Source organism: Chryseobacterium sp. CFS15, assembly GCF_031118795.1.
In the GTDB taxonomy this organism is placed as follows: Bacteria; Bacteroidota; Bacteroidia; order Flavobacteriales; family Weeksellaceae; genus Chryseobacterium; species Chryseobacterium indoltheticum.
Window position 1 is genome coordinate 483,880 of sequence record NZ_JAVHYL010000001.1, and the last position, 23,662, is coordinate 507,541.

Genomic DNA, 23,662 nt, shown 5'->3' on the forward strand with positions numbered 1-23,662 from the left:
TTATTCTTGTTTTTACTTAAATTTACAGTGATTTAAATTTAACCATGAACAGACTACGCGAGCACATTGAAGAAATTATTTCTCTTACAGATGAAGAATTCGATTATATAAAAACTTTTTTCACCTTTAAAAATGTTCGAAAAAATCAGTTTTTGGTGCATGAAGGTGATGAAGTAAATTTTGAATTTCTTACGTTAGACGGAATTTATAAAGTTTTTTATATTGACGGAAACGGAAAAGAACATATTCTACAATTTGCGAAGAAAGATTGGTGGATGACCGATTATATTGGGTTTTTTAAGGAAAAAAATGCAACGATGTTTGTAGAATGTCTGCAAGATGGAGCCGTTGCGTGTCTCACTTTAGAAGGCAGAGAAAAATTAGCTTCAGAATTTCATAAAATGGAATATTTCTTCAGAGCAAAGCTTACCAATGGTTATATCGCATTGCAACAGAGAATCATTCTTTTACTATCAAGTACCCCTCAACAACGCTATGAAGAATTTTCAAAATTGTATCCGGATCTTATCTCTCAAATTCCAAAAAAATATGTTGCAGAATATTTGGGAGTAAGCCGTGAAACTTTAAGCAGGCTTTATTCAAACAATAAATAAAATTTTGAGTATAATTCTAATAAATCACATTATAAATGCAAAATTCCGAAAAACTTAGATCAATAAAAGTTTTTCGGAATTTCTTTTTATTACTTAGAGTTTTAACTCTTTTCTATTTCACAAACGAATTGTAAGAATTAAGAACAGATTCATACGCCGAATCCATTTCGTTGATATTACTGTCTGCAATTCTTCCGGTAGATTTGGAATCTCTGATCAGTTTTCTGTATTTATCTAAAAAGTCAGCGGCTTTTTTGTTTACATTTTCAAACTCTGTTTTTTTGTAAGCATATTGCTGTTCTTTTACATTAAAAACTTTATTTGTATTAATAGCAACCACTTTCTCAAACTCATCATACTTTTTCTGTGCTTCGGCCTCATTAAAACTTCCTGTGTATTGTTTATCTAAAACATCCATTACAGAATCCATAGAAGTCATCAAAGTTTTAGAAGAAAGTATAAATTCTTTCATAGGATGATCTTTAAGAATCACTTCTTCTGCTGTATCGGTTGCTGGTTTTATTTTCGTTAAAACATTTTCACCTGCCGTAAAAAACGCCTGCGCTTCGGCATCAATATCTTTTTGAAGCGCTTCTGCTTTCGCTCCTTTATCGTCTTTGTAGTCTTCGGAAGTAATATATGATTTCAGCTCTTCATACTTTTTTTCAATACTTTCTCTTTTTGCTTTATATGTATTGAAATCTGTTTCTATAATCGTTTTATCATTTTCAAATCCGGAAGGAATTCCTTTTATCTTACTGAGTGAATAATCCATAGACCCAATCACAACCGGCATACTGTAAACTGTTTCACCTTTAGATTTTTTAACTGCTGCTTCAGCATATTTTACGATATTTTCAATGTGTCTTGAAGAAGTTTTGTAAGAATCTAAGAAGTCATTATTAAAATCTATTATAGCCTGAGATTCATTTTCTCCGGCTTTCAGAACGGCATTTCCTATTTTATCCATTCCTTTTTTACAGCTTACACTTGCTGCACTCAGCGACAAAGCCAGTGCAACCATCATTACTTTTTTCATATTTTATAGTTGGGGTTTAAAATTAATTTTCAAAAAAATCGGTGTCTTCGTTGCTTATTTTCACGAGATATTCTATTCCGTCGATTGCCTTTGCTACAATTTGGTTTCGCAAAATGTTGGCCATATTTTCCCAATACATTCTTCCGTAAAAAGAATAATTGTTGGGCACAATTTCTACTTCAACTGTTCTTACAAAACCTTCTTTGGGCTTGTTGCTGATCATGGTTCCGCGTTTTACACGAACATCTTTCAGCTCGTCTTTTAAAACCATTCGGCAGTAATTCTTAACGTCTTCCAGAGAAATTATTTTATCTCTCGTTGTTAATGCATATTTGTAAGCCTGAATACTGTCTGAACCTTTCTGCTCTTCTGCCCCGCCGATTGTCTCTGTCAGCAAAATCATAGATTGCGACTTTAACTGGTTTGAAAGTTCGGTTCCGGGACGCATATGATTGGCAAAAGTGCAATGCGTAATCCAAAATGCAGCGTAGGTGTGATCTGTTTTTTCTACAGGTTCCATGATCACGTAGTTTAGTTCCTGTCTGATGTTTCTTTTGGCGTTGTTTACTTTCTGCACCATCGATTTCATCTTATCAGACATTTCTCCCAGCATGCCCTTCACATTATCTCTGTTTAGCAACGAAAATGCTGCAATTTCATCTCTGGTGAGCTCAAGAACGTTTGAAATCATATCAACAGCATTTCTGTTATTGAAACGTTCCATTCCGCCTTTTCGCACGGTGTATAAGCCTTTTTTAAGATTATCTGAAGGAGTGAAAGGAATTTCGGTGTATTTCCGTCCTTCTCCGTCCTGAACCTCATCTACATATAGGAAATGTTCGGCTTCCTCAGTAATCAACGGAATATTATTTCCCATAATATCTAAGCTGTATTCTGTTTTTTTCCAGCCACGATTGTATACAGGAAAAGCATTCAGCACAAAAGTAAAATTGTCTAAAATTTCTGCCGAAAACTGTGGTGGAAACTCAAAAGTAAGCCATAGATATTCTTTTCCGCCCAGGTATTTTTCAATCTCTTCTTTTCCTTTTAAAAAATTTAAGTCTTCCGGAAGTTCTCTAATGAAAAGATCTCTTGACAGACCTGTAACTTCCACAAATTTGTGACTGTAGATACTTTTGATATCGTCAATAATTTTTGTTTTTATCGACTGCTCGTGAAATATCTGTTCATATCCTTCTGCTTCCTTATTTTTCACATAAGTTATTCCTTCTTTGATAAACATTGGGTTTCCATTGCTTGAAACGGTGCTGTAAGGCAATAGCTTATATACAAAATCAAGATGCTCGAAAGCTGGGTTTGAGCAATAAATACTTAATGTCTTCGGAAATTTTTCGTTAGTAAATTTCGAAACATCAATTCCGATGGTTACTTTCCTGTAATCTTCAGGTCTTCCCTGAAATCTGGAAATCGGAATTTTATTGAGTCTTTCATCTAAACTATAACATGTATTTCCTACAAACATAATTGCAGTCTGTGCCTTGTTTGTTCGTACGCTCCCAATCGGTGTAAAAGGAATATTCAGCTGTTTATCTGATTCCGATTTTACAGTGGAATTCATGTGTTTTCTGAAAAAAAACTCGGTGTGCTCCAGCAATATCTCAGATGACTCAAACGGTGAAGTATAAGCCAAAGCATGAGCCGGAATCGGATGTGTATAAATGGACGGTGTTAACAGCTTAGCAAGTTTTTCTAAGATTCTTGCATTAACAGTCTGAATTTCGTTATTCGCTTTAAAAATTTCGGTGCTGAATGCATCAATCAATAATTTTACAAAAGGGTCTAATGACTGTGGACTTTTCAGTCCCCAAACTTTTGTAGCATTCTGAAGCATTCTCGCTTTTACGGATTCTTTGGAATAAATATTCTGATCTAAATTCATAAAATTTTATTACAAATAAATATTTAATCGATGGACATCGGGCTTAGAAAAAGTTCGGTAGAAAAACTGAAACGCTCGCCTGTAGCTTCCATTTTTGCATTGATCCCTATTTTTACTTTTTTCTTAATTTCCGTATGTTCTTTGGTATCATAGTTATGCTCTACAAATCGTATGTGAGCATCAATTTGTGGCTGTACAATTCGTGGTTCGTATTGCAAAATCTGTCTTTTAAGACTTTTGATAAATACATTTTCCCAAACTGCTGATGTTACGCCGTTATCGAATTCCAGATTCCAAACATCGTTTCCGTAGTTGTCATCATATCTGTTTTCTCCTTTTTTCGTCGTGATCAAAAGCATGATATTGTGTGCTATGCTTTCTCCCATATCGCAGGTATCGATACTTCCACCTTCGGACATGAGTGTAGACGGTACAAAAGGCATTCTGTAATTTGGTGTGTCCATAAGTGATATTTCGTTATTTCTCTTTGGTGTTATTTAAAACGAAATACCAAATTAATCATTTTTGAGAAATAATACCTTATGGAATATTAAAATTATTGTTAAAAAGGAGAGTTTTGAAAAGCTGTGAGAATTAATTGATGTGATTTATATCGTTTAGCTCAGTTTGGGATAGGAAATACTAATAATTGTTTTGAATAAATTCGGGATTGTTTAACGCAAAGATTTATCTTAAAACTTTATATTTTAAAGAAGCAAAGGCAAATAAATTGCTTCGCTAAGCTTGATAAAAAGATTTATAAAATAAATGATAGCAATTCGTTTAGGAACGAAATGTAAAGTCTTTAATGATCAATTGCTGTATTTGCAAAATGCATAACGGATTAATCGTTCTTTTGCATAATTTTTTAACGCAAAGATTTATCTTAAAACTTTATAATTTAAGGAGCAAAGGCAAATAAATTGCTTCGCTAAGCTTGACAAAAAGATAATTATTTAATAAATGATGGAAATTCATTTAGGAACGAAATGTAAAGTCTTTTAATGATTAATTGCTGTATTTGTAAATGCATAACGGATTAATCATTCTTTTGCACAGCTTTTTAACGCAAAGATTTATCTTAAAACTTTATATTTCAAGAAGCAAAGGCAAATAAATTGCTTCGCTAAGCTTGACAAAAAAATTTACATAATCATTTAAAATAAATGATGGCAATTCGTTTAGGAACGAAATGTAAAGTCTTTAATGATCAATTGCTGTATTTGCAAAATTATAACGGATCCTTTTGCATAAATTCGGGAATTTTTTTAACGCAAAGATTTATCTTAAAACTTTATATTTTAAAGAAGCAAAGGCAAATAAATTGCTTCGCTAAGCTTGACAAAAAAATTTACATAATCATTTTTGATAATAAACGATGGCAATTCATTTAGGAACGAAATCTAAAGTATTTTAATGATTAATTGCTGTATTTGCAAAATTACAACGGATCCTTTGCATAAATTCGGGATTTTTTAACGCAAAGATTTATCTTAAAACTTTATATTTTAAGAAGCAAAGGCAAATAAATTGCTTCGCTAAGCTTGACAAAAAAATTTATATATTATTTGTTTATTGTTTTTGTTACTAATAAACTTGCATTTAATATAATAAATGAATTTTTACAATTTTATTATAAATTGAATTTTTATAGTAAATTACTTACTTGCTCTGCTTATTGTAATGACGGGATATTTTTAGCCCTGATTGAACGGTTTGTTTGAGCTCTTTTCGTTATTTTTTTGGCAGCGGTAAAGCCACCGCCAAAAAAATAACGAAAAAGCGAGTAGTGAAAGCAGGAAAGAGCTTCAAATAAAAAAATTGATATTGTCTTTCAGCATAGACAAATAGCTTTTCCAACAGTAACTATTCTGCTTTTTTATTTCTATTGATAAGATAATAAACGGGAAGCCCGAGAAGTACGATCAAAAACCCCGGCCAGGTATATTGCTGTTTATAAATTAAAAGTAAAACGCAAAAAGCGGTTCCAATTAATAAGTAAACTATCGGAGTGACCGGATACAACCAGGTTTTATAAGGTCGTTCAAGGTTAGGTTGTTTAATTCTAAGATAAATTACTCCGAAAACAGTAATCATATAAAATAAGACGATGACAAACGAAATCATATCTAAAAGATTTCCATATTGTCCGCTCAGACAAAGTATTGAAGCCCAAACTCCTTGCATCCAAAGTGCATTTCCGGGAACCTGATTCTTGTTGTTATTTACTGCAGATTTAAAGAAAAGACCGTCTTTTGCCATGGTCTGAAAAACTCTCGCGCCAGCCAAAATTAATCCGTTGTTACATCCAAATGTAGAAACCATTACCAAAACAGCGATAATGACGGTTCCTGCACTCCCAAAAATATTCTGTGAAGCTGCAACTGCTACTCTATCATTAACCGCAAACGCAATTGAATCTCTGTCTAAAGCATTGATGTAAACGAAATTGACAGCAATATATAAAAGCATCACTGCAGAAGTTCCCAGAATCATTGCTTTTACGACATTCTTTTTCGGATTTTCTATTTCACCTGAAACAAAAGTTACACTTTCCCAGGCAACCGAGCTAAAGACCGATCCTACCATTGCAGCAGCGATTCCGCCCATTAAAGTCATTCCTGATATAGGTTCCCAACCCGATTGCAAAAAAATACCTTTAGCATCTTGTTTTAAATTATTGAAAGAATTGGTTCCAAAGCTGAAATTTTCAGCTAGATGTGAGGCATCTACCAAGATGAATCCCAAGGCAATCAAACCCAGCAACGCTACTATTTTTGATCCTGTAAAAACATTTTGAAGTATTTTTCCACTTTCTACGCCTCTTGTATTGATGTAAGTCAGCAAAATAATGACCGCGATTGCCAAAATCTGAATCCAGGTAATCTGAAATGTTCCGCTTTGAAAAATCGGAGCTGCATTATTCAATTCCGGGACCAGATAGGCTGTAAATTTTCCGAATGCCATTGCAACGGCCGCAATAGTTCCCGTCTGAATGACTGTAAAGAGTCCCCATCCGTATAGAAAACCCATTTTTTTACCGAAAATTTCTGTAAGATAAGTGTATTGCCCTCCAGCTTTAGGAAAAAGCGACGATAATTCACCATAACTTATCGCTGCAGCAACAGTCATTATTCCGGTGATTATCCAAACGATAATCATCCAGTATCCCGAGCCCAGATTTCGCATCATATCGGCGCTTACGATAAAAATTCCGCTTCCGATCATTGAGCCCATCACCAGCATAATGGCGTCCCATAATTTTAGTTTTTTCTGCATATTCAAGTATTGCGTTCAAATATAAATAAATATGCAATGGTTTTTCGATTTTGTTTACAATTTATAAATGATTGTTATTTATCAAGTTTATAATCATTTTAAATTCAAATTTTATTATTAATTTTGAAGAAAATATTAGTAATGAAATTTAAGGCAATATTAGTTTTAGCAGCAGTAAGCGTATCAACTTTGGCTTTTGCTCAGGAAGCAAAGAAAAAAATGGGTCCACCGGAAGGTAATGCAATCGTTGGAGATACTTATGGTTCAGCCGTAACTTCTACTGCAGAATCTAAAGCTATTTCTGTTGAAAAATTGGGCAAAAAGCTTAAAAAAGAAAATAAAAAAGTTGAAAACGTTGCTGTAAAAGGTAAAGTAACAGATGTTTGTGAGAAAAAAGGATGTTGGTTAACCATTCAAACTGAAGATAATTCTCAGTTTTTTGTAAAAATGAAAGATTATGCATTCTTCGTTCCAACCGCTTTAAAAGGAAAAACGGTTGTTTTAGACGGAACTGCTGAAAGAAAAGTAACGTCTATTGACGAACAGAAACACTACGCAGAAGATGCTAAAAAACCTCAGGCAGAAATTGATGCAATCACTCAGCCTAAAGAAGAAATTAGATTTGTAGCTAATGGAATTAAAGTGGTAAACTAAAACTAACCTTGTCATCTGAGCTAAACAAAATAGAAATATTTCTCTAATCGCCCTGACGACAATTAAAATAAAAAAAGCGGAACAATTGGTTCCGCTTTTTTTAGTCTTCTATCTTAAAATTGACTTCTGCTTCCAATTTAGGATATTTGGTATCGGAAATATATCTTTTCCCGGTACAGTCAATTTCCAGCCAGCCTTTTCTTTTCTTCACATCTCCCGCTTCCACAACAAAAGGGATAAATGATATTTCATCTTTCCCCTCTTCAAAAACTTCTTTGTACTGAACTGCAATATCCAAAATACATTCATGCTCAGTATTTAACTTTACGTTTCTGTAAACAACGTCATAATGTGTTTCCTGATTCTCGGGAATCTCTTCATAAGCTTCCCAGCCTGTCGTGTCAGAATTGAGCTCACTGATTGCTTTTAAAGCATAATACAAAGAAATAGTATAATATTTTCTTGTTTCTTTTCTTGAATAGTCATCTACGAAATGTCCGCCTTCAAAAAGAATAGTCGGCATTCCAGATTTTATAAAATTATCGCCTGTAGAAGTAGGATAGAACTCATCAGAATATCTTCCGATCTGATTCGGGATCAGTTCCTTTAAATGATTATAAACATAGGCAATCACTGCCATGCACTTCTTCCTATTATCGGTAACGGTACGTTCCACATTTTCTGAAGGTGCCAAAAAGGATAGTGTTGCCGGATGAATTCCGTCTGTAGTGAAAATAGTTCGCTGCTCGTGAAGGTTCAGTGCATAATCGTATTTTTTTGATGCAGCCAGATTCTTAAGGAACTTAATCTCTTTACTCGCTTCATTATGAAAATCTCTGTTAAGGTCTATTTCTGATGCAGTAAGTCTCGTCCATCTTTCAGAACCATCGGGGTTTAGCATGAAAATAAAGTCTAAACTGATCTTGCTGAAAAGCTCATTCTTCACATCCGGAGAATTATCTAAACTTTTCAATAGATCAAGCATCGCATGTGTAGCGTTAGATTCATTACCATGCATTTGTGACCAAGCCAAAATATTGATTTTACCCGTTCCAACACTTAGCTTATAAATAGGTTTATTTAAAAAAGACCTTCCGATCTCTTGAATATAATCGCTGAGATGCGTCTGTAAGTAAGAAAATAATTTTTCAGGGGAAATATAGCGATTAGGAAAATCAGGATTTGCAGTGTAGAAATGTTCAAAATTCATTCAATAATAATTTACATTCCTCAAAATTAAACATTTTGCTTTTAAAAATAAAATTAACATTTGTAATATAGTTAAACATTGTAAATTGCCACTTTGTCTGTTAGTAAAATTGTGGATTAATAATAATTTAATGAACTACATCTATATAATTGTTTTTCAATCATTTATAATTTTCATATAAAGTGATAAAACATATCTACTTTAAGTGTTTATAAGCCTAATTTAGCAAAAATGAGTGTAATTAACTTAAACATATTTATTGTGGAAAAGATATAAGACTATAGCTGTATACAAATGTTAATTGTGGATAAAGTGGATTACAGATTGAAAAATTCAGCTTAGATTTGGTTTCAAATAAAACTTCTAACGTAAATTAAAAAACATAGTATTTGACAAGAGTATTATATCTTAAAATATTGTTAAAAGCGCTTATCAATAACAGCTGACAACAGTAATATTTCAATTTATCGAGAGGGGTAAGCTTAAAAGAGGCATTTAAGCGATATATAAACCGTCTCCTACTCCATTGTTCTTTAAAGTAAGCACAAAAGTCCTGTTAATGGTATAAAGAGAGAATTTAGCTATACTATAAAAGAGCTTATAATTCTTCAATTTCCATTATTCGTTTTACTTCATCCTTTACTTTAAGTCAGAATTTATCTGAAAATTATTGTGGAAATTTTGTTTAATAATTTATCACAATAAATTTTATCAATATTGTAAATAACTGGAATATAGTTGATTATCATTATTTACTTTTGTATATCTCATAAGTTTTCACAGTTTACATTTGTGCTTGTGTGATGTAAATTTATTATTTACATTTGTAAAAGTAATTTTTCAGCTTATTGTATGAGTTTAAATGAAAGAATTTCAAAAGTTATAGAGTATTCAGGTTTTACTCCATCGGAATTTGCAGATGAGATCGATGTACAGCGTTCGTCAATTTCTCATGTGACTTCCGGAAGAAATAAGCCTTCCCTAGAATTTATCATTAAAATAAAATCTCGTTTCCCGGAAATCTTATGGGACTGGTTGGTGAATGGTGATGGTGAAATGTTGAAGTCTGCACTTCCTGATACTGAAGAAACAGTAACAGAAGAAAAATTGAAACCGACTTCTCTTCCCGATTTATTTACGATGATGAATGACGACAAAGATTTTGGCAGTGAAGAACCTGTGCCTGAAAAAACAGTCGCTATCGAGAGCCCTCCAGAATCGATTAAAACGTATCAGAGTAAAGCAAATGAAAAAATATTCGATTCTCAGCGCTTAGAAAAATCAAACGAGCAAATTATTAATCAAGTCATTGAAAATCAAACTAATAAGATAAAACGTATTGTCTTATTCTATGAAAATGGAAAATTTGAAAGTTTTGAGCCATAAGAACTAAATTTCACTCACTATTTTCGGAAACAAAAAAGCTCGGTTAAAATAACCGAGCTTTACATATTTTAAATAGAAAATTATTTTCTTCTTCTGTCTAATTCTTTCTTAATTAAACCCAATTCTCTTCCGGTTTGTCCGGCAACAGACGTGTTTTCTCTGGCTCTTCTGGTAAGATATGGAACAACATCTTTTACTGGTCCATAAGGCAAATATTTAGCTACATTATAGCCCTTATCAGACAAATAGAAGCTAATGTTATCGCTCATTCCATAAAGCTGTCCGAAATAGATGTGAAGATTGTTATTTTCTAATCCTTTGGCTTTCATTTTATCCATAACCAGCTCAGATGAAACCTCGTTGTGAGTCCCAAAGAACGCAGAAACTCTATCGAGATGATTCATCACAAAATCTATTCCTGCATTGTAATTTTTATCGGAAGCATCTTTGGTTGGCTGAATAGGATCTGCGTATCCTTTTTCTGCAGCTCTGGCTCTTTCTTTTTCCATATAAGCACCACGAACAATTTTGTAACCGATAAAATAATTCCTTTCTCTTGCTCTCTGAAGATTTTGCTCCATATATTCAAGACGTCCGGTTCTATACATTTGAATTGTATTCCAGACAATTGGTTTTTCCTTATTATATTTTTCCATCATCTCTTCGCAAAGCTGATCTGCAGCATCCTGCATCCAGGTTTCTTCTGCATCAATCATTACTTTTTTATCATGCTCATGACAAAGTTTGCATACCTCATCGAATCTTTTTACTACTCTCGCCCATTCTTCTTTTTGACTTGAGGTAAGCTCAGATCCTTTTCCGACAGCTTCATACAAATCAATTCTTCCGAATGCAGTGGGTTTGAAAACGATAAAAGGAATGGCAGGATTTCCTACAGAAAATTTAATAATATCTTTAATTTCCTGACACACGGCATCAAAAGTTTCCTCATCTTCTTTGCCTTCAATTGAGTAATCGAAAATACTCCCAACGCCTCTTTTGAAAAGCTGTTTCACTGCTTTCATGCTTTCTTCACGCGTTTCACCACCTACAAACTGTTCAAACAATGTATTTTTTACAATTGCATTGACAAATGGAAAATTATTGTGAACGGTAAAATTCAGGACAGAAGTTCCAAGATTTGTCAAAGCTGGCTGTTCAATCATTTTAAACATCCAATAGGCTTTTCTTAGTTGTGCATCAGTTTTATCGGCAAATGCAACTTTAGTATCGTTGAAAATGGGCATTCCTTTTTGTTAATTTAATTTTGCAAATGTAAGAATAACCTGAGCTTTTTTAAAGCTTTTTTTCTACAATTTACCTTCAATTCCGTTCAACAGCATTGCAAGAATTCCGATGAAAACCCAGAAACGTAAAATATTGAGCGTAAGAAACTTAGTTCGTCTTGATGAATTTAGGAGAAGATAAATACAGATAACCATTACAAATAGACCTCCGGTAAAATAATAAGACATAAAACCTGAAATTCCGGTTTTGGTAATAAGCTTCATCGAAACTGCCATTGTGATGATCAGTAAAGAAATAAGTATGATCTTGGTATTCTTGCTTTTAAAATAGTTGGGGATTGTGGTATAGCCAAAAGCTTTATCAACACTTTTGGTTAAAGTATCTTTTACAATATCTATACATAAAAGAAACAAAAACAGAAAAACAGCCATTAAAAAAACTTTCTTTGAAAAAGTCTGGTAATACACCATCATCCCGAAAAACGGGTATAACGTCAAACTAACAAAAGTAAGATTATTAAGAATTAGAATTCGGCTCAATTTATGACTGTAAAACCACATAAAGAACTGATAAACAACAAAGAAAATTAAGACTCTGTAAGAAATATAACTTGCTACTCCGAGCGAAATTACCGTTAAAGCCAAATAAACATAAAGAAAATATTTCTGCTGAATAAAGCTCTGAATTCTTGTACGGAACGGTTTTACAATATGATCTTTTTCAAAATCGTAAAATTGATTGATGATTCCGCCTGCAAGAATGCTTAAAACAGTACAGAAAATAATGCCGTGAACTTTGAAATCGAATACGAATTTGCTGAAGGATTCTTCCTGATTAAAAAGAAAAAAAGTAGAAACGTATAATGCAAACGTAAGTAAAGCAGCCACAAAAAATCTAGCTCCCAAAAGAAAGCCTACCAATTGCGAAAACCTGTAAAACAGAGATTTGGAAACAAAATTTTTCTGTTGGAAACTTTCTTTTTCAGAATTCATTCCCGCGGATTTTAAAATCTGTAAATCACTTCTTTCTGGAAGCCATCAAGCATTTTTTCTGCTTTTTCGTAGTCTTTGGTGAAACCTAAAATGTAGCCACCACCACCACTTCCGCAAAGTTTCAGGTAGTAAGCATTAGAATCTAAACCTTTTTTCCAGATGTTGAAAATACTTTCAGGAATCATGGGACGAAAATGTTCGTAAGCCCAATGAGAAAGCTTTTTAAGGTTTCTAAAAAACGGATTCATATCTTTTTTGAGGAAAGAATCGATACAAGCGTTGTTGTAACGAATAAACTCTTCTTTCAGCGTTTTACGGAAACCTTCGGTCTTCATTTTTTCAAAGAAAATCTGAATCATCGGTCCTGTTTCGCCTGTAATTCCTGAATCAATCAAAAAGATAGCGCCTTTACCTTCTTCACCTTTTGGAATGGCTACTTTATCTAAATTTTCTTTATTTTCGATAAGAATAGGAAGATTCATGTAGCAGATTAAAGGATCCATTCCGGAACTTTTACCATGAAAGTAGCTTTCCATTTCGCCAAAAACGGCTTTTATATTTTTAAGATTATCTTTTGAAATACTGTCAGGATCATGTTTTGTGAAGCTGTATTTTTCGAAAATTGCGGCAACCAAAGCTCCTGAACTTCCCACTCCATATCCCTGAGGAATATTAGAATCAAAGAAAAGTCCGTTTGAAATGTCTTCTTTTAGACGGTTTACATCTATTTTGAATTGCTCGGGAAGACTTAAATTTTCAAGAAAATCAGCGTATTTTTGTAAATGCTCGTTTGATTTTTTCTCAAATTCTGATTCTGAGTCTGAAAACTTGAGAGCGCCTTTATAAAAGCTGTAAGGAACTACAAGACCTTGCGAATCTTCTATCATTCCGTATTCTCCGAAAAGGATAATTTTAGCGTAAAATAAAGGGTTCGTCATCTTGTGTAAATATCTTTATGCAAAGTTACTATTATTCTGCTGAATATTAACAAATTTTAAGCCATTGTATGACTTATATCTTGGTTTTTAAGAATCTGATCAAAATTGCTCCTGCTGCAAAAAATACCGACATTGAGATAAAGGCATATTGCATATTATGAAACCTTTGGATAAACACACTGAAAATAAGCATTCCGCAAATGATTGCAATTTTTTCGAGTACATCATAGAAACTAAAATACGTTGTGTTTTCCATAGAATTTTCAGGTAACAATTTTGAGTACGTCGATCTCGACATTGCCTGAAGACCACCCATTACCAAACCAATTAGACCCGCCAATCCATAAAACTGAAGCTGCACATTCGGATTTTCCTTATTTAAAGAATAAGCAGATAAACAGCAGGCAATCCAGATAATCACAGCAATAGTAATTACGTTTTTGTTCCCAATTTTTTTAGATAATCTTGAAAATAAGAACGCACCAAAAATCGCAATAATCTGAATAACCAGAATTGTAATGATCAATTTATATTTGTCGGCTTCTTTAGGGAAAATTACTGTACTTCCAAAAGGAACTGCCATCAAAAAAATGGTCTGCATTCCGACACTGTAAAAGAAGAAACTCGATAAGAAAAACTTCAAAGCTTTATCTGAAAAAAGCTTGTTCCCGACTCTGAATAATTCTCTGAAACTCTCTTTCGCAATATCTTTATAGAAACTGATATTATCTTTTAAAACTTCAAAAAAGCCACCTTGCTCTTCATGTTTTTTAAAGATGTTTTTATAATTTAAAAGCACCAAATCTTTAGGAAGTTTCTCCTTCACATCTCCAAACTGCGGTAAATGTTTGAATGTATACTGTGAGAAACCAAACCACCAGGCACCCGTCAATAAAAAGCTGATTCTTATATAAATTTTAGCCTGATCCGGTCCTTTTGCAACCACCTGAATCAAAACTAAACAGATAATCAATAAAACTACAGAACCAATATACCCGTAAATATATCCTTTTGCAGACAATGCATCTTGTTTATCTGGAGTGGCGATATCCGGCAAAAACGAATTATAAAACACCAAACTTCCCCAAAAACCGACACTCGCCGTAATACTGAAAAGAAGCCCCAAAAACACATTTTCCATTCCTGTAAACATGGCCAATCCCATACAAGAAGTTGCTCCTAAATAACAGAAAAACTGTAGAAAAGACTTTTTGTTTCCAATCGTATCTGCTAAAGAAGATAAAAATGGAGATAATAATACCACTAAAAAGAATGAAATGGCGTAAGAAAAACTTAAAACCGCTTCCGGCTCATAAGTTTCTCCGAAAACCTTGATCATATTTCTCACCGGAATTTCCTGAATTTCCTTCGCTTCTGCTACGTACTCTTTCTTGTTGTACGCAGTGGTAAGAATGGTATAGTAAATTGGGAAGATCGCAGATGTAATTACCAAAGAATAAACAGAGTTTGCCCAGTCGTAGACCGCCCAAGCTTTCATCATCTTTGGATTATTCTTTATATTTTGAGTTGGTTGAATTTCTGTTTCAGACATTTTCAAACGAATTAGTTGCACAAAAATAGAAAAACCGCTGAACATTCGGCGGTTTTTATTTTTTTTAGTCTAAATTTTATTGATTTGTTAAAATGGGAAAAGTTTTGTGATCGTAAAAAAAATTAAAATTCGGACAAAAAAAACCAAAAACACGAATGCTTTTGGTTTTCAATATAACAATAAACTAAATTTACATATTTTCAATAACGATTGCGGAAGCACCACCACCACCATTACAGATAGCCGCAGCACCGTATTTAGCGTTATTTTGTTTTAATACATTAATTAACGTTACAATGATTCTTGAACCAGAACTTCCAAGCGGATGTCCTAAAGCTACTGCGCCACCGTTTACATTTACTTTAGCAGCATCTAGTCCTAAGATTTTATTATTTGCCAAGCCAACTACAGAGAAAGCCTCATTGAATTCGAAGAAATCGATATCTGAAATCTCAAGACCTGCCTTTTTAAGAGCAATCGGTAAAGCTTTTGCCGGAGCTGTTGTAAAGTTTTCAGGTTCCTGAGCAGCATCTGCATAAGAAACGATTTTTGCCAAAGGTTTTAATCCTAATTCTTCCATTTTCTCCTTAGAAACAAGAATCAAAGCAGAAGCACCATCATTTAAAGTAGACGCATTAGCTGCAGTAACCGTTCCTTCTTCTTTTTTGAAAACTGTAGGAAGTGTAGGAAGCCTGTCAAAATTTACTGCTTTATATTCTTCATCTTCAGCGAAAATCACAGGATCACCTTTTCTTTGTGGAATTGATACCGGAACAACTTCTTCAGCAAATTTCCCTTCGCTCCAAGCTTTTGCAGATCTTTTGTAAGATTGAATTGCAAAATTATCCTGATCTTCTCTTGTAAAACTATAATCTGTTGCACATTTTTCGGCACAAACTCCCATGTGAACTTTGTTGTAAACGTCTGTAAGACCGTCTAGAACCATTCCGTCCTGCATTTTTACATCACCTAATTTTGTAGCATTTCTTGCATTATAGTAATGAGGAACCATTGACATATTTTCCATACCTCCTGCGATAATTACGTCTGCATCACCTGCTTTAATCGCCTGTGCAGCCATTGAAACGGCCTTCATTCCTGAAGCACAAACTTTATTGATCGTTGTAGAAGGAGTTTCGTTTGATAACCCTGCACCTAAAGCCACCTGTCTTGCCGGAGCCTGGCCTTCACCTGCCTGAAGCACATTCCCCATGTAGATTTCCTGAACGTTTTTAGGATCAAGATTTATTTTATCTAATGCTCCTTTTACCGCTGCAGTACCTAATTTTGTAGCCGGAACTGTAGACAAACTGCCCATAAAACTTCCTATTGGAGTTCTTACTGCGGAAACGATGAATACTTCTTTCATATCTTCTTTAATTTTATTTTATTAATTTTTTCGTTTAATTCAATTTCAAAATTTACTGAGTTTTCTGCTTATTTTTCACGAAAAGCATAATGAGAGCCCCCAAAAACTCTGCAAACCAGCCCCATCTCAGTTTTATTGTTCCTGCAAAAGCTTCTGTCCAGGATTTGAAAGGTAAAAAACTGAAGTAGCTCGCCGCCTGATATTTTACAGCAAATAAAGTGAACACAAAAAGGATCAACAGAAATACGGCAAAAGTATTGACTAAAACCGAACGGTTGTTGACAATCCCAAAAAGCGCACATGCACAGAATATCCAGCAAAATATAGCCAGATAATGATCGAGCTGCCAATAGTTCCAATTTCCGATAATAGGGACGTGAACAAGCGGAAGAAAACTTCCTACGATCACCAAAATCAACCCTAAAAGCTGTAAATTTTTCATTGCTTTATTTTACAATTTTAATTGAATCTTACAATGCCAAAATACAAAAAAAAACATACTTTTTATAAGTATGTTTTAAAATCATTTATTTGAGATTGATAATATTATTTAGACAGATGTATTGCGTAAAATTTATCAATTATTTAATGTTAATTTAATTTTTATGAATATTTAAAAATTAATATTTAGTAATTATAAAGCAGTCTGTACTCCATATTAACTGTATAGCAAACCATTATCATTAAAAGTATTGCAAAATATTTCTGAAAATTAAAATGTCAATGCCCAAAGATCTATACCGATTTGTATTCCTTTTTTGTTACGAATCAATGCGTCATTATTAAAAATAGGGGTAAAATCTTTCATCACATAAATATTAAATCCGAAATATTCTATCGAAATTTTACCACCAAATATAAAAGGATTTAATCCTTTTGATACTGATTCCCGGTTATAAACACGGTTTCCAAAATCATTTTTATACTGAAGATGCATTTTATCATTTATTTTAGTTCCGCCATAAAGTCCTACTCCTATGCGCAATTGTTTTTTGGTATTATCAATATAACGTACTCCTTCGTAATCTTTATATTTTGGATTTAAAACAAATATCGCTTCTATAGGGACGTAAATATAATCTGTTCTCAACCATGCACTTTTAAAGTTGTTTCCTCTAAAATCTGTGATGTAAAGATTTTTATCATCCTGTGCAAAGATTCTATCCCCGGAAGGAACGATAGTTTCAAGTCTCCATCCTAATCCTAGACGGTAAAAAACGGGGCTTGTCGTTTTACCTAGCTGATTTTCATAACGCAAAGAGAAGTTTCCGGACATAGAATTTTTCAGTTCATTTCCTTTAGAAAAATCGAAAAACTTCTTATTTGTAAAATTGATCATAGAGATACCAGCGACGTATCCAAAACTCTTTAGATAATTCTTGGGATCTTCGGGCTCATCATATTCAGGTTGTTCAAAAGTAAGATCCAGCAAAGCACCTCTTGCTGTTCTGAATAAATTATTATTTTTAGTAAGATTGCTTTCAAAAAGTGCTCTTCTTACCGTTTTCCCAGTTATTTCTTCGTATTCATCTTTCTGTCGATCGATTTCGTCATTTATAATCGCTTCGTATCGAATGGCTGCTGTATTTTTCTGTTCATTCATCTCGTTCTCAGAGATCTCACCGCTTTTCATTTTCTTTTCAAGCAGATCAAATTCAACATTCATTTTGTTTCGTTCTTCAATAACCACGCTGTCGATTTTGTTTGTATAATTTTCCATCTGTTTTCTCAAAGTTGTTTTACTTTGGGAATAGCCGATTGAGAACAGAAACATAAAAGCTCCCGTTAAAAGTATTCTTTGTTTCATATTGATGAGTTATTGTTTTTCGTCTGTGTTGTTGCTGCTATTAAAAATTGTAATAAACTCCGGACTTACGCTTATTCTGTTAATTTTAATAATCCCTAGCCTTTTTGTATTTTCAGGTGCATTTTTTTTCTGTTCGACACTGTATTTTCGCTGAAAAATAAGATCGTTTGCGGTAATATATTTTACCTTCATTTCTTTCACAACTGGTTTTGTTGTCGCTAACTGAGGCGATTCAGGAATTAGCTGTTCAGGTTTGTTATCAATCTCGATCTCAGGTTTTACACCAATCTGAAACTCTGTATTTACAATTTTCGGAGTTTCTTTTAGTACTTCATTTTGGGTTTCAACCAATATTTCGGATTGTTTTTTCTGCGTCTTTTCTGATTTAATTATTTCAGAAGTAGTGCTTGGTTCTTCATTTTTATTATCAGCAACAGATTCAATATCCTCTGTTGGTTTACTATTATTCTCAATAGTTTTTTTAACAGCAATTGCTTTTTTAGATTTTGAAAATTGATCAGAATTAAAATAAAACAAAGTTCCAAAAGAGACCAAAAGAACAATTACGGCAGCATATTTCCACCATTGAAAAAGCGGTTTTTGCACCGTTTCAGAATCATTATCTAACCCAAGTTCGATTTGATCCCAAAGATTCTCAGAAGGCTTTATTTCGAGGTCTTCGTAATCAGTTTTTAATTGTTTCAGTATTTTTTTGTCCATTTTCTTTTGCTTTTAAATAATCTGCAATCCATTTTTTGGCTTTGCTGAGCTGACTTTTGCTTGTGCCTTCCGATATATTCAGAATTGCTGCGATTTCCTGATGTTTTTTATCTTCAAAAACATACAGATTAAAAATCAATCGGTAGCCCGTCGGCATTTGAGAAAAAATTTCTTCAATGTTAATTTTGTTTACACTTTCATCCAATTCCTCTTCCGGATAATCATCGGCAATTTCGATATCTGAATAAAGAATATTCTTATTTTTCCTTACAAAGCTTATCGAATCGTTGACGACAATTTTCCTCAGCCAAAATGGAAAACTTTTCCAGTCGTTGCAATCGTTGATCTTATTGAAACACTTAAGAAAAGAGGTTAATAAGATATCTTCCGCATCATGAATATTATTCGTGTAAGAATTTGAAACCGCCAGCATTTTAGCTGAAAACAAATCGTAAAGCGCTTTTTGAGCTCTCCGATCCTGTTTCTTGGCAAGTTTAAAATTTTCTTCTAAATGCTTCATGTACTAGTTTCTATCTATAAGACGGTGCAATTTGAAAATGGTTGCCTAAAAGTAAAAAAAATTGCACCTTTTTTCAAAGGTGCAATTTTAATGATAGTATGAAATAAAATTATTGTGCAAAAGAATATCGTGGACCACCTGCCTGGAAAATCGCAAGCATTCTGCTTTTTTGGTCTGTAGAGAACATAAACATTGCTCTATCATCAACATAATCCATATAATTCATGGTCATTTCTACAGGATTTCCTGTACAGCTGCTGTAATGTGGATACGTCGGCGCACCATAATTAGCAGTGTTGTGTGATGGTGTATCATTACAATAATCAGTTCCGCAAGTTGCATCTCCCCAAATATGACGAAGATTCATCCAATGCCCCACTTCATGTGTGGCAGTTCTTCCCTGATTAAAGGGATATACAGCTGTTCCGGTGGTTCCTACATATCTAGAATCTATAACTACGCCATCCGTAGCACTTGATCCTCCCGGAAACTGGGCATAGCCTAAAGTTCCTCCTCCAATCGTACACACCCATAAATTTAGTTTAGTTGTAGGTGATATCGGTGATAAACCTCCCTGTGCAGATTTTTTCATTGTATCTCTAGTTCCCCAAGAAGTTTTTTTCGTTGATTTTCTTACGACCTGATCCAAAACGAATCTTATTCCCACATTTGCTTTTACATTAGAAAAAGCTGTTGGAACATTATTATAATCACTGTTTGTAGCGTTGAAATCTTTATTCAATACATCAATCTGTGATTGAATTTGTGACTGTGAAATATTTTCTGCAGAATTTCTGTACAAAACATTTACTACAACAGGAATTTCAATAACTCCGTTTACTAATCTGGATTCAAAATTTTCGTTGAGTTTTTTTTGGGTAAACATTTCAATATCTGAAATCTTCTTTGCTAATGAAGGATTTTCAGCGATTTGATCTTTCAAAACATCATCAGCTGCACAGCTTCTTCGAGCAGTAACATCAGTTGTGGCATTCTCTTCTGATTGATTTTCGATTTTCTCTTCAGACTCACAGCCTGCCAGAATAGCAGAAACTATTCCTAGCATAAAAATTGCTTTTTTCATTGTAATTTGGTGTTAATTATGTTAAATCGTTTTTGTTATTATCAAATAAATAACAGAAACATTACAAATATAACATTTTTTTAATACCACACTGTATTTTAATAAAAAAATATTAAAATTTGCTGATTTCAGGGTTTTAACCTTTATAATAAAATAAAAAATGTACCTCTTTTGAAGATACATTTAAATTTTTATTGTAAAAAAACACCATTTTTAGTGCTTCACTTCTTTTAATTGAGTAGGATCATGTTTATGTTTAAAAACAATAGCAAAAGCAATAGTTACAACTAACGCATAACCGGCAAAAATATACCATGACGTTTGCCATCCCGCTAGTCGCAAGGAAGGATCAGTCTGAGAGAAAACATAATGATTTACCACTTCCTGAGCACCCAACATTCCTATTGTAGCTCCGAAACCATTGGTCATCATCATAAAAACTCCTTGTGCGCTAGAACGAATGCTTTTGTCTGTTTCTTTATCAACAAATAATGATCCCGAGACATTGAAAAAATCGAATGCAATACCATAAACAATCATCGATAAAACAAACATCCAAACTCCTCCACCCGGATTTCCAAGACCAAATAATCCGAATCTCAGGAACCAAGCAAACATCGCCATCAACATTACTTTTTTAATTCCGTATCGCTTTAGAAAGAACGGAATCAATAGGATACAAAGTGTTTCTGATACTTGTGAGAGTGAAATCAACGCATTTGCATTATTTGAACCCCAGGTATTTGCATATTCTGGAATTTCTTTAAAACTCGTAATAAACGGATTTGCGTAGCCATTTGTAATTTGTAATGAAACACCCAAAAACATTGAGAAAATAAAGAATATCGCCATCTTTTTTTCTTTAAACAAAGCAAAAGCTTTTAAGCCTAAAGCATCAGATAAAGTTCTTTTTTCTGTACTTTTATTAACTTCACAATTAGGAAGAGTAAATGAATAAATGAACAAAATAATACCTAAAATACCCGAAACAAAAAACTGACTGTAGCTATTTTGAAAGCTTGGAAAATCAGATTCATTTGAGAAGTTAAATTTTAAATTTCCATCCTGAATTCCTGCAAAATTTACAAACAACATTGCGCAGATAAAACCTACGGTTCCCAACGTACGAATGGGCGGGAAAGATTTTATCGTGTCATAATTATTATTAACCAAAACGGTATATGCAACCGAATTAGAAAGCGCAATCGTTGGCATATAAAAGGTAACGCTTAAACCATAAAGAAGGAAAAGTTTTGAAAATTCTACATTTTCCCCTGCTGACATTCCGTAATAACCTGCCCAGATCAAAAAAACTGCTGCAAGAAAATGCGAAATCCCCAGAAGCTTTTGAGCCTGAATCCATCGGTCTGCAATGATTCCCATAATAGCAGGCATAAAAATCGATACAATCCCCTGCATAGCATAGAACAGTCCGATTTTGGAACCCAATCCTACCGAGCCCAAATAATTTCCCATGGAAGTAAGATAAGCTCCCCAAACCCCAAATTGGAGAAAGCTAAGGATGGTCAATCGTAATTTTAAATTCATCTTTTAATTGTAAATATCTCTTTAATCTATTTTCTTTTTCCGCCTTTTGATCTCTTCCTGAATTTCAAGAGCGGTATCAAAATCTTCTTCTTTTACAGCTTCATCGAGCAATTTTTGTAATTCTTCCATTGAGACAGACGTTAAACTATCTTCAGGATTTACTGTTTCAGAAAAGGTTTCTTCTTCTTTGGCAACTTCTTCCAGCTCCAATAAAATTCCGGCTTCATTTAAAACCTGCTGTGTCGTATATATCGGCGCATCAAATCTTACCGCCATTGCAACAGCATCTGAAGTTCTTGCATCAAGAATCAGCTCTTCCTCGGTTTCAGAATTTTTAAAATTGATATTTGAAAAGAAAACGCCGTCTACAATCTGATAAATGATCACAGAAACCAATTTATAATTCGTAGAAATGATAAATTTTGTAAATAAATCGTGCGTAAGCGGACGCGGCGGATGAATGTCTTTTTCTAAGCCTAAAGAAATGGATTGTGCTTCAAAATTCCCGATAACAACGGGCAGTTTAATGTTTGTTTCTTCATGTTCCAATAACAATGCGTACGCCCCCGATTGGGTCTGGCTGTACGATATTCCGCGTATGATTAGCTGTTTATAATCCATGACTACAAATATAAATTAATTTTTTATTGTAGGTTTTACTTTTTAGACAAAAATAAAAGCCCGGAAGCCGAGCTTTTATGTGTGAATTGTGAATTAACTGCGTTGTCAATTTTGCTTCGCAAATGAATCTTTTAAACTATATTTAAAAAATTGACAAGTGAAACGAATTGACTATTGCCAATTCATTTTTTATCCTTTCAATGCTTTAATTTTCTCAGTTAGTGCAGGGATAATCTGGAAAGCATCTCCTACAACACCGTAATCAGCTGATTTGAAGAACGGAGCTTCAGCATCACTGTTGATCACAACGATTGTTTTAGACGAGTTCACTCCAGCCAAATGCTGAATTGCTCCAGAAATACCAATTGCAATGTAAAGATTAGGTGCAATTGCTTTACCAGTCTGCCCTACGTGCTCTGTGTGAGGTCTCCATCCGATATCTGAAACCGGTTTTGAACATGCAGTTGCAGCACCTAAAACATTTGCTAAATCTTCTACCATTCCCCAGTTTTCAGGACCTTTCATTCCTCTACCTGCAGAAACTACTACTTCAGCTTCTTTTAAGTCTAATTTACCTGAACTCTGTTCGTGAGAGATTACTTTGGTATCTTCATTGGCAACAGAAAGATTTTTAACTTCTTCCGAACCAGAAACTGTATTTTCTTTAACACCAAAAGCATTTTGAGAAACGGTAATAATTACTCCTGTTCCTTCAGCTTTTGCATGCATGAAACCTTTCCCAGAAAACGCTTTTCTTTTTACCTGAAATGGAGACTGACTTTCCGGAGCTTCCAAAACATTGGTAATTAAAGAATAATTCTTCATTACCGCCAACATTGGTGCTACAGAAGAAGCATCTGTTGTGTGAGGAAAAACAAGAATATTTCCGTCTGCAACTTCACTTACCGCTTGTGCATAAGCTTTTGCTGAGAAATTTTTAAGACCTTCGTCTTTGATATTGATTACGTTTGTTGCTCCATATTTATACAATAAATCTGAAGAATCTGTTGGGTTTACAGAAATTGCCGTAACGGTATCACCCGCCTGATCAGCCACTGCTTTAGCATAAGAAACTGCCTCAAAAGCTGCTTTCTTGTAAACTCCGTTTATATTTTCTGCGTATACGAATACTGCCATTATTTTTTTATTTAAGGTTAAAGGTTTAGGTTCAGGCTAAAATT

At 33.8% G+C, this 23,662-nt stretch carries 21 protein-coding genes; 3 read left to right on the forward strand and 18 right to left on the reverse strand.

Features of this window, described 5'->3' with window-relative positions:
- Positions 1-44: 44 nt before the first annotated feature.
- A complete protein-coding gene (locus tag OH814_RS02345; RefSeq protein ID WP_123884892.1) occupies positions 45-614 on the forward strand; it encodes a Crp/Fnr family transcriptional regulator in 570 nt (189 codons plus the stop codon).
- A 112-nt stretch (positions 615-726) separates the two neighbouring features.
- Here OH814_RS02345 and OH814_RS02350 read toward each other — a convergent pair whose 3' ends face one another.
- The 4 genes from OH814_RS02350 to OH814_RS02365 all read right to left on the reverse strand — a co-directional run bounded on the left by OH814_RS02350 (position 727) and on the right by OH814_RS02365 (position 6,832).
- Entirely contained in the window at positions 727-1,653 is a 927-nt protein-coding gene (locus OH814_RS02350; RefSeq protein WP_279196047.1) for a DUF3829 domain-containing protein, read from the reverse strand.
- Between the two features lie 22 nt (positions 1,654-1,675).
- Positions 1,676-3,553, reverse strand: a complete 1,878-nt coding sequence (locus OH814_RS02355) for a type VI secretion system baseplate subunit TssF (protein WP_115618891.1) — start codon at positions 3,551-3,553, stop codon at positions 1,676-1,678.
- A gap of 23 nt (positions 3,554-3,576) precedes the next feature.
- On the reverse strand, positions 3,577-4,017 hold the full coding sequence (locus OH814_RS02360) for a GPW/gp25 family protein (RefSeq protein WP_076558707.1): 441 nt from the start codon (positions 4,015-4,017) through the stop codon (positions 3,577-3,579).
- Between the two features lie 1,402 nt (positions 4,018-5,419).
- Positions 5,420-6,832: an amino acid permease gene (locus OH814_RS02365; RefSeq protein ID WP_308826947.1), complete on the reverse strand. Its 1,413-nt coding sequence runs from the start codon at positions 6,830-6,832 to the stop codon at positions 5,420-5,422.
- A 141-nt stretch (positions 6,833-6,973) separates the two neighbouring features.
- Between OH814_RS02365 and OH814_RS02370 the strand changes: the two genes are divergently transcribed.
- Positions 6,974-7,486 (forward strand): DUF4920 domain-containing protein, encoded by a 513-nt coding sequence (locus OH814_RS02370; RefSeq protein ID WP_076558710.1) that lies wholly within the window; start codon positions 6,974-6,976, stop codon positions 7,484-7,486.
- Positions 7,487-7,586: 100 nt separating this feature from the next.
- On the opposite strand, the gene OH814_RS02375 is transcribed toward OH814_RS02370, so the two are convergent.
- Positions 7,587-8,696, reverse strand: a complete 1,110-nt coding sequence (locus tag OH814_RS02375) for a M14 family zinc carboxypeptidase (RefSeq protein ID WP_308826948.1) — start codon at positions 8,694-8,696, stop codon at positions 7,587-7,589.
- Positions 8,697-9,548: 852 nt separating this feature from the next.
- Here OH814_RS02375 and OH814_RS02380 point away from each other — a divergent pair.
- Complete coding sequence (locus tag OH814_RS02380) at positions 9,549-10,082, forward strand: helix-turn-helix transcriptional regulator (protein WP_308826949.1); 534 nt, start codon at positions 9,549-9,551, stop codon at positions 10,080-10,082.
- A gap of 80 nt (positions 10,083-10,162) precedes the next feature.
- Here OH814_RS02380 and OH814_RS02385 read toward each other — a convergent pair whose 3' ends face one another.
- The 13 genes from OH814_RS02385 to OH814_RS02445 all read right to left on the reverse strand — a co-directional run bounded on the left by OH814_RS02385 (position 10,163) and on the right by OH814_RS02445 (position 23,618).
- On the reverse strand, positions 10,163-11,329 hold the full coding sequence (locus tag OH814_RS02385; RefSeq protein WP_308826950.1) for a proline dehydrogenase family protein: 1,167 nt from the start codon (positions 11,327-11,329) through the stop codon (positions 10,163-10,165).
- 63 nt (positions 11,330-11,392) lie between these two features.
- Complete coding sequence (locus OH814_RS02390) at positions 11,393-12,322, reverse strand: UbiA family prenyltransferase (RefSeq protein ID WP_123884886.1); 930 nt, start codon at positions 12,320-12,322, stop codon at positions 11,393-11,395.
- Positions 12,323-12,333: 11 nt separating this feature from the next.
- Positions 12,334-13,260: a mevalonate kinase gene (locus OH814_RS02395; protein WP_123884885.1), complete on the reverse strand. Its 927-nt coding sequence runs from the start codon at positions 13,258-13,260 to the stop codon at positions 12,334-12,336.
- 73 nt (positions 13,261-13,333) lie between these two features.
- Positions 13,334-14,812 (reverse strand): MFS transporter, encoded by a 1,479-nt coding sequence (locus tag OH814_RS02400; protein ID WP_115618883.1) that lies wholly within the window; start codon positions 14,810-14,812, stop codon positions 13,334-13,336.
- Positions 14,813-15,002: 190 nt separating this feature from the next.
- Entirely contained in the window at positions 15,003-16,181 is a 1,179-nt protein-coding gene (locus tag OH814_RS02405) for an acetyl-CoA C-acyltransferase (protein WP_076558719.1), read from the reverse strand.
- Between the two features lie 52 nt (positions 16,182-16,233).
- Positions 16,234-16,623, reverse strand: a complete 390-nt coding sequence (locus tag OH814_RS02410; protein WP_123884884.1) for a hypothetical protein — start codon at positions 16,621-16,623, stop codon at positions 16,234-16,236.
- A gap of 270 nt (positions 16,624-16,893) precedes the next feature.
- Positions 16,894-17,988: a hypothetical protein gene (locus tag OH814_RS02415; protein ID WP_308826951.1), complete on the reverse strand. Its 1,095-nt coding sequence runs from the start codon at positions 17,986-17,988 to the stop codon at positions 16,894-16,896.
- A gap of 9 nt (positions 17,989-17,997) precedes the next feature.
- Positions 17,998-18,708: a hypothetical protein gene (locus tag OH814_RS02420; RefSeq protein ID WP_308826952.1), complete on the reverse strand. Its 711-nt coding sequence runs from the start codon at positions 18,706-18,708 to the stop codon at positions 17,998-18,000.
- Positions 18,674-19,228 carry a sigma-70 family RNA polymerase sigma factor gene (locus OH814_RS02425; RefSeq protein ID WP_308826953.1) on the reverse strand — a complete coding sequence of 185 codons (555 nt, stop codon included), beginning with the start codon at positions 19,226-19,228 and terminating at the stop codon, positions 18,674-18,676. The genes OH814_RS02420 and OH814_RS02425 overlap by 35 nt, the downstream gene beginning before the upstream one ends.
- A 109-nt stretch (positions 19,229-19,337) precedes the next feature.
- Complete coding sequence (locus OH814_RS02430; protein ID WP_279196038.1) at positions 19,338-20,312, reverse strand: zinc metalloprotease; 975 nt, start codon at positions 20,310-20,312, stop codon at positions 19,338-19,340.
- Positions 20,313-20,525: 213 nt separating this feature from the next.
- A complete protein-coding gene (locus OH814_RS02435; protein WP_115618875.1) occupies positions 20,526-21,860 on the reverse strand; it encodes an MFS transporter in 1,335 nt (444 codons plus the stop codon).
- A gap of 21 nt (positions 21,861-21,881) precedes the next feature.
- A complete protein-coding gene (locus OH814_RS02440; protein ID WP_308826954.1) occupies positions 21,882-22,481 on the reverse strand; it encodes a bifunctional nuclease family protein in 600 nt (199 codons plus the stop codon).
- Positions 22,482-22,670: 189 nt separating this feature from the next.
- The gene (locus OH814_RS02445) at positions 22,671-23,618 is read right to left on the reverse strand and encodes an electron transfer flavoprotein subunit alpha/FixB family protein (RefSeq protein WP_201134000.1); all 948 of its coding nucleotides are present in this window, start codon (positions 23,616-23,618) and stop codon (positions 22,671-22,673) included.
- Between the last annotated feature and the right edge of the window lie 44 nt (positions 23,619-23,662).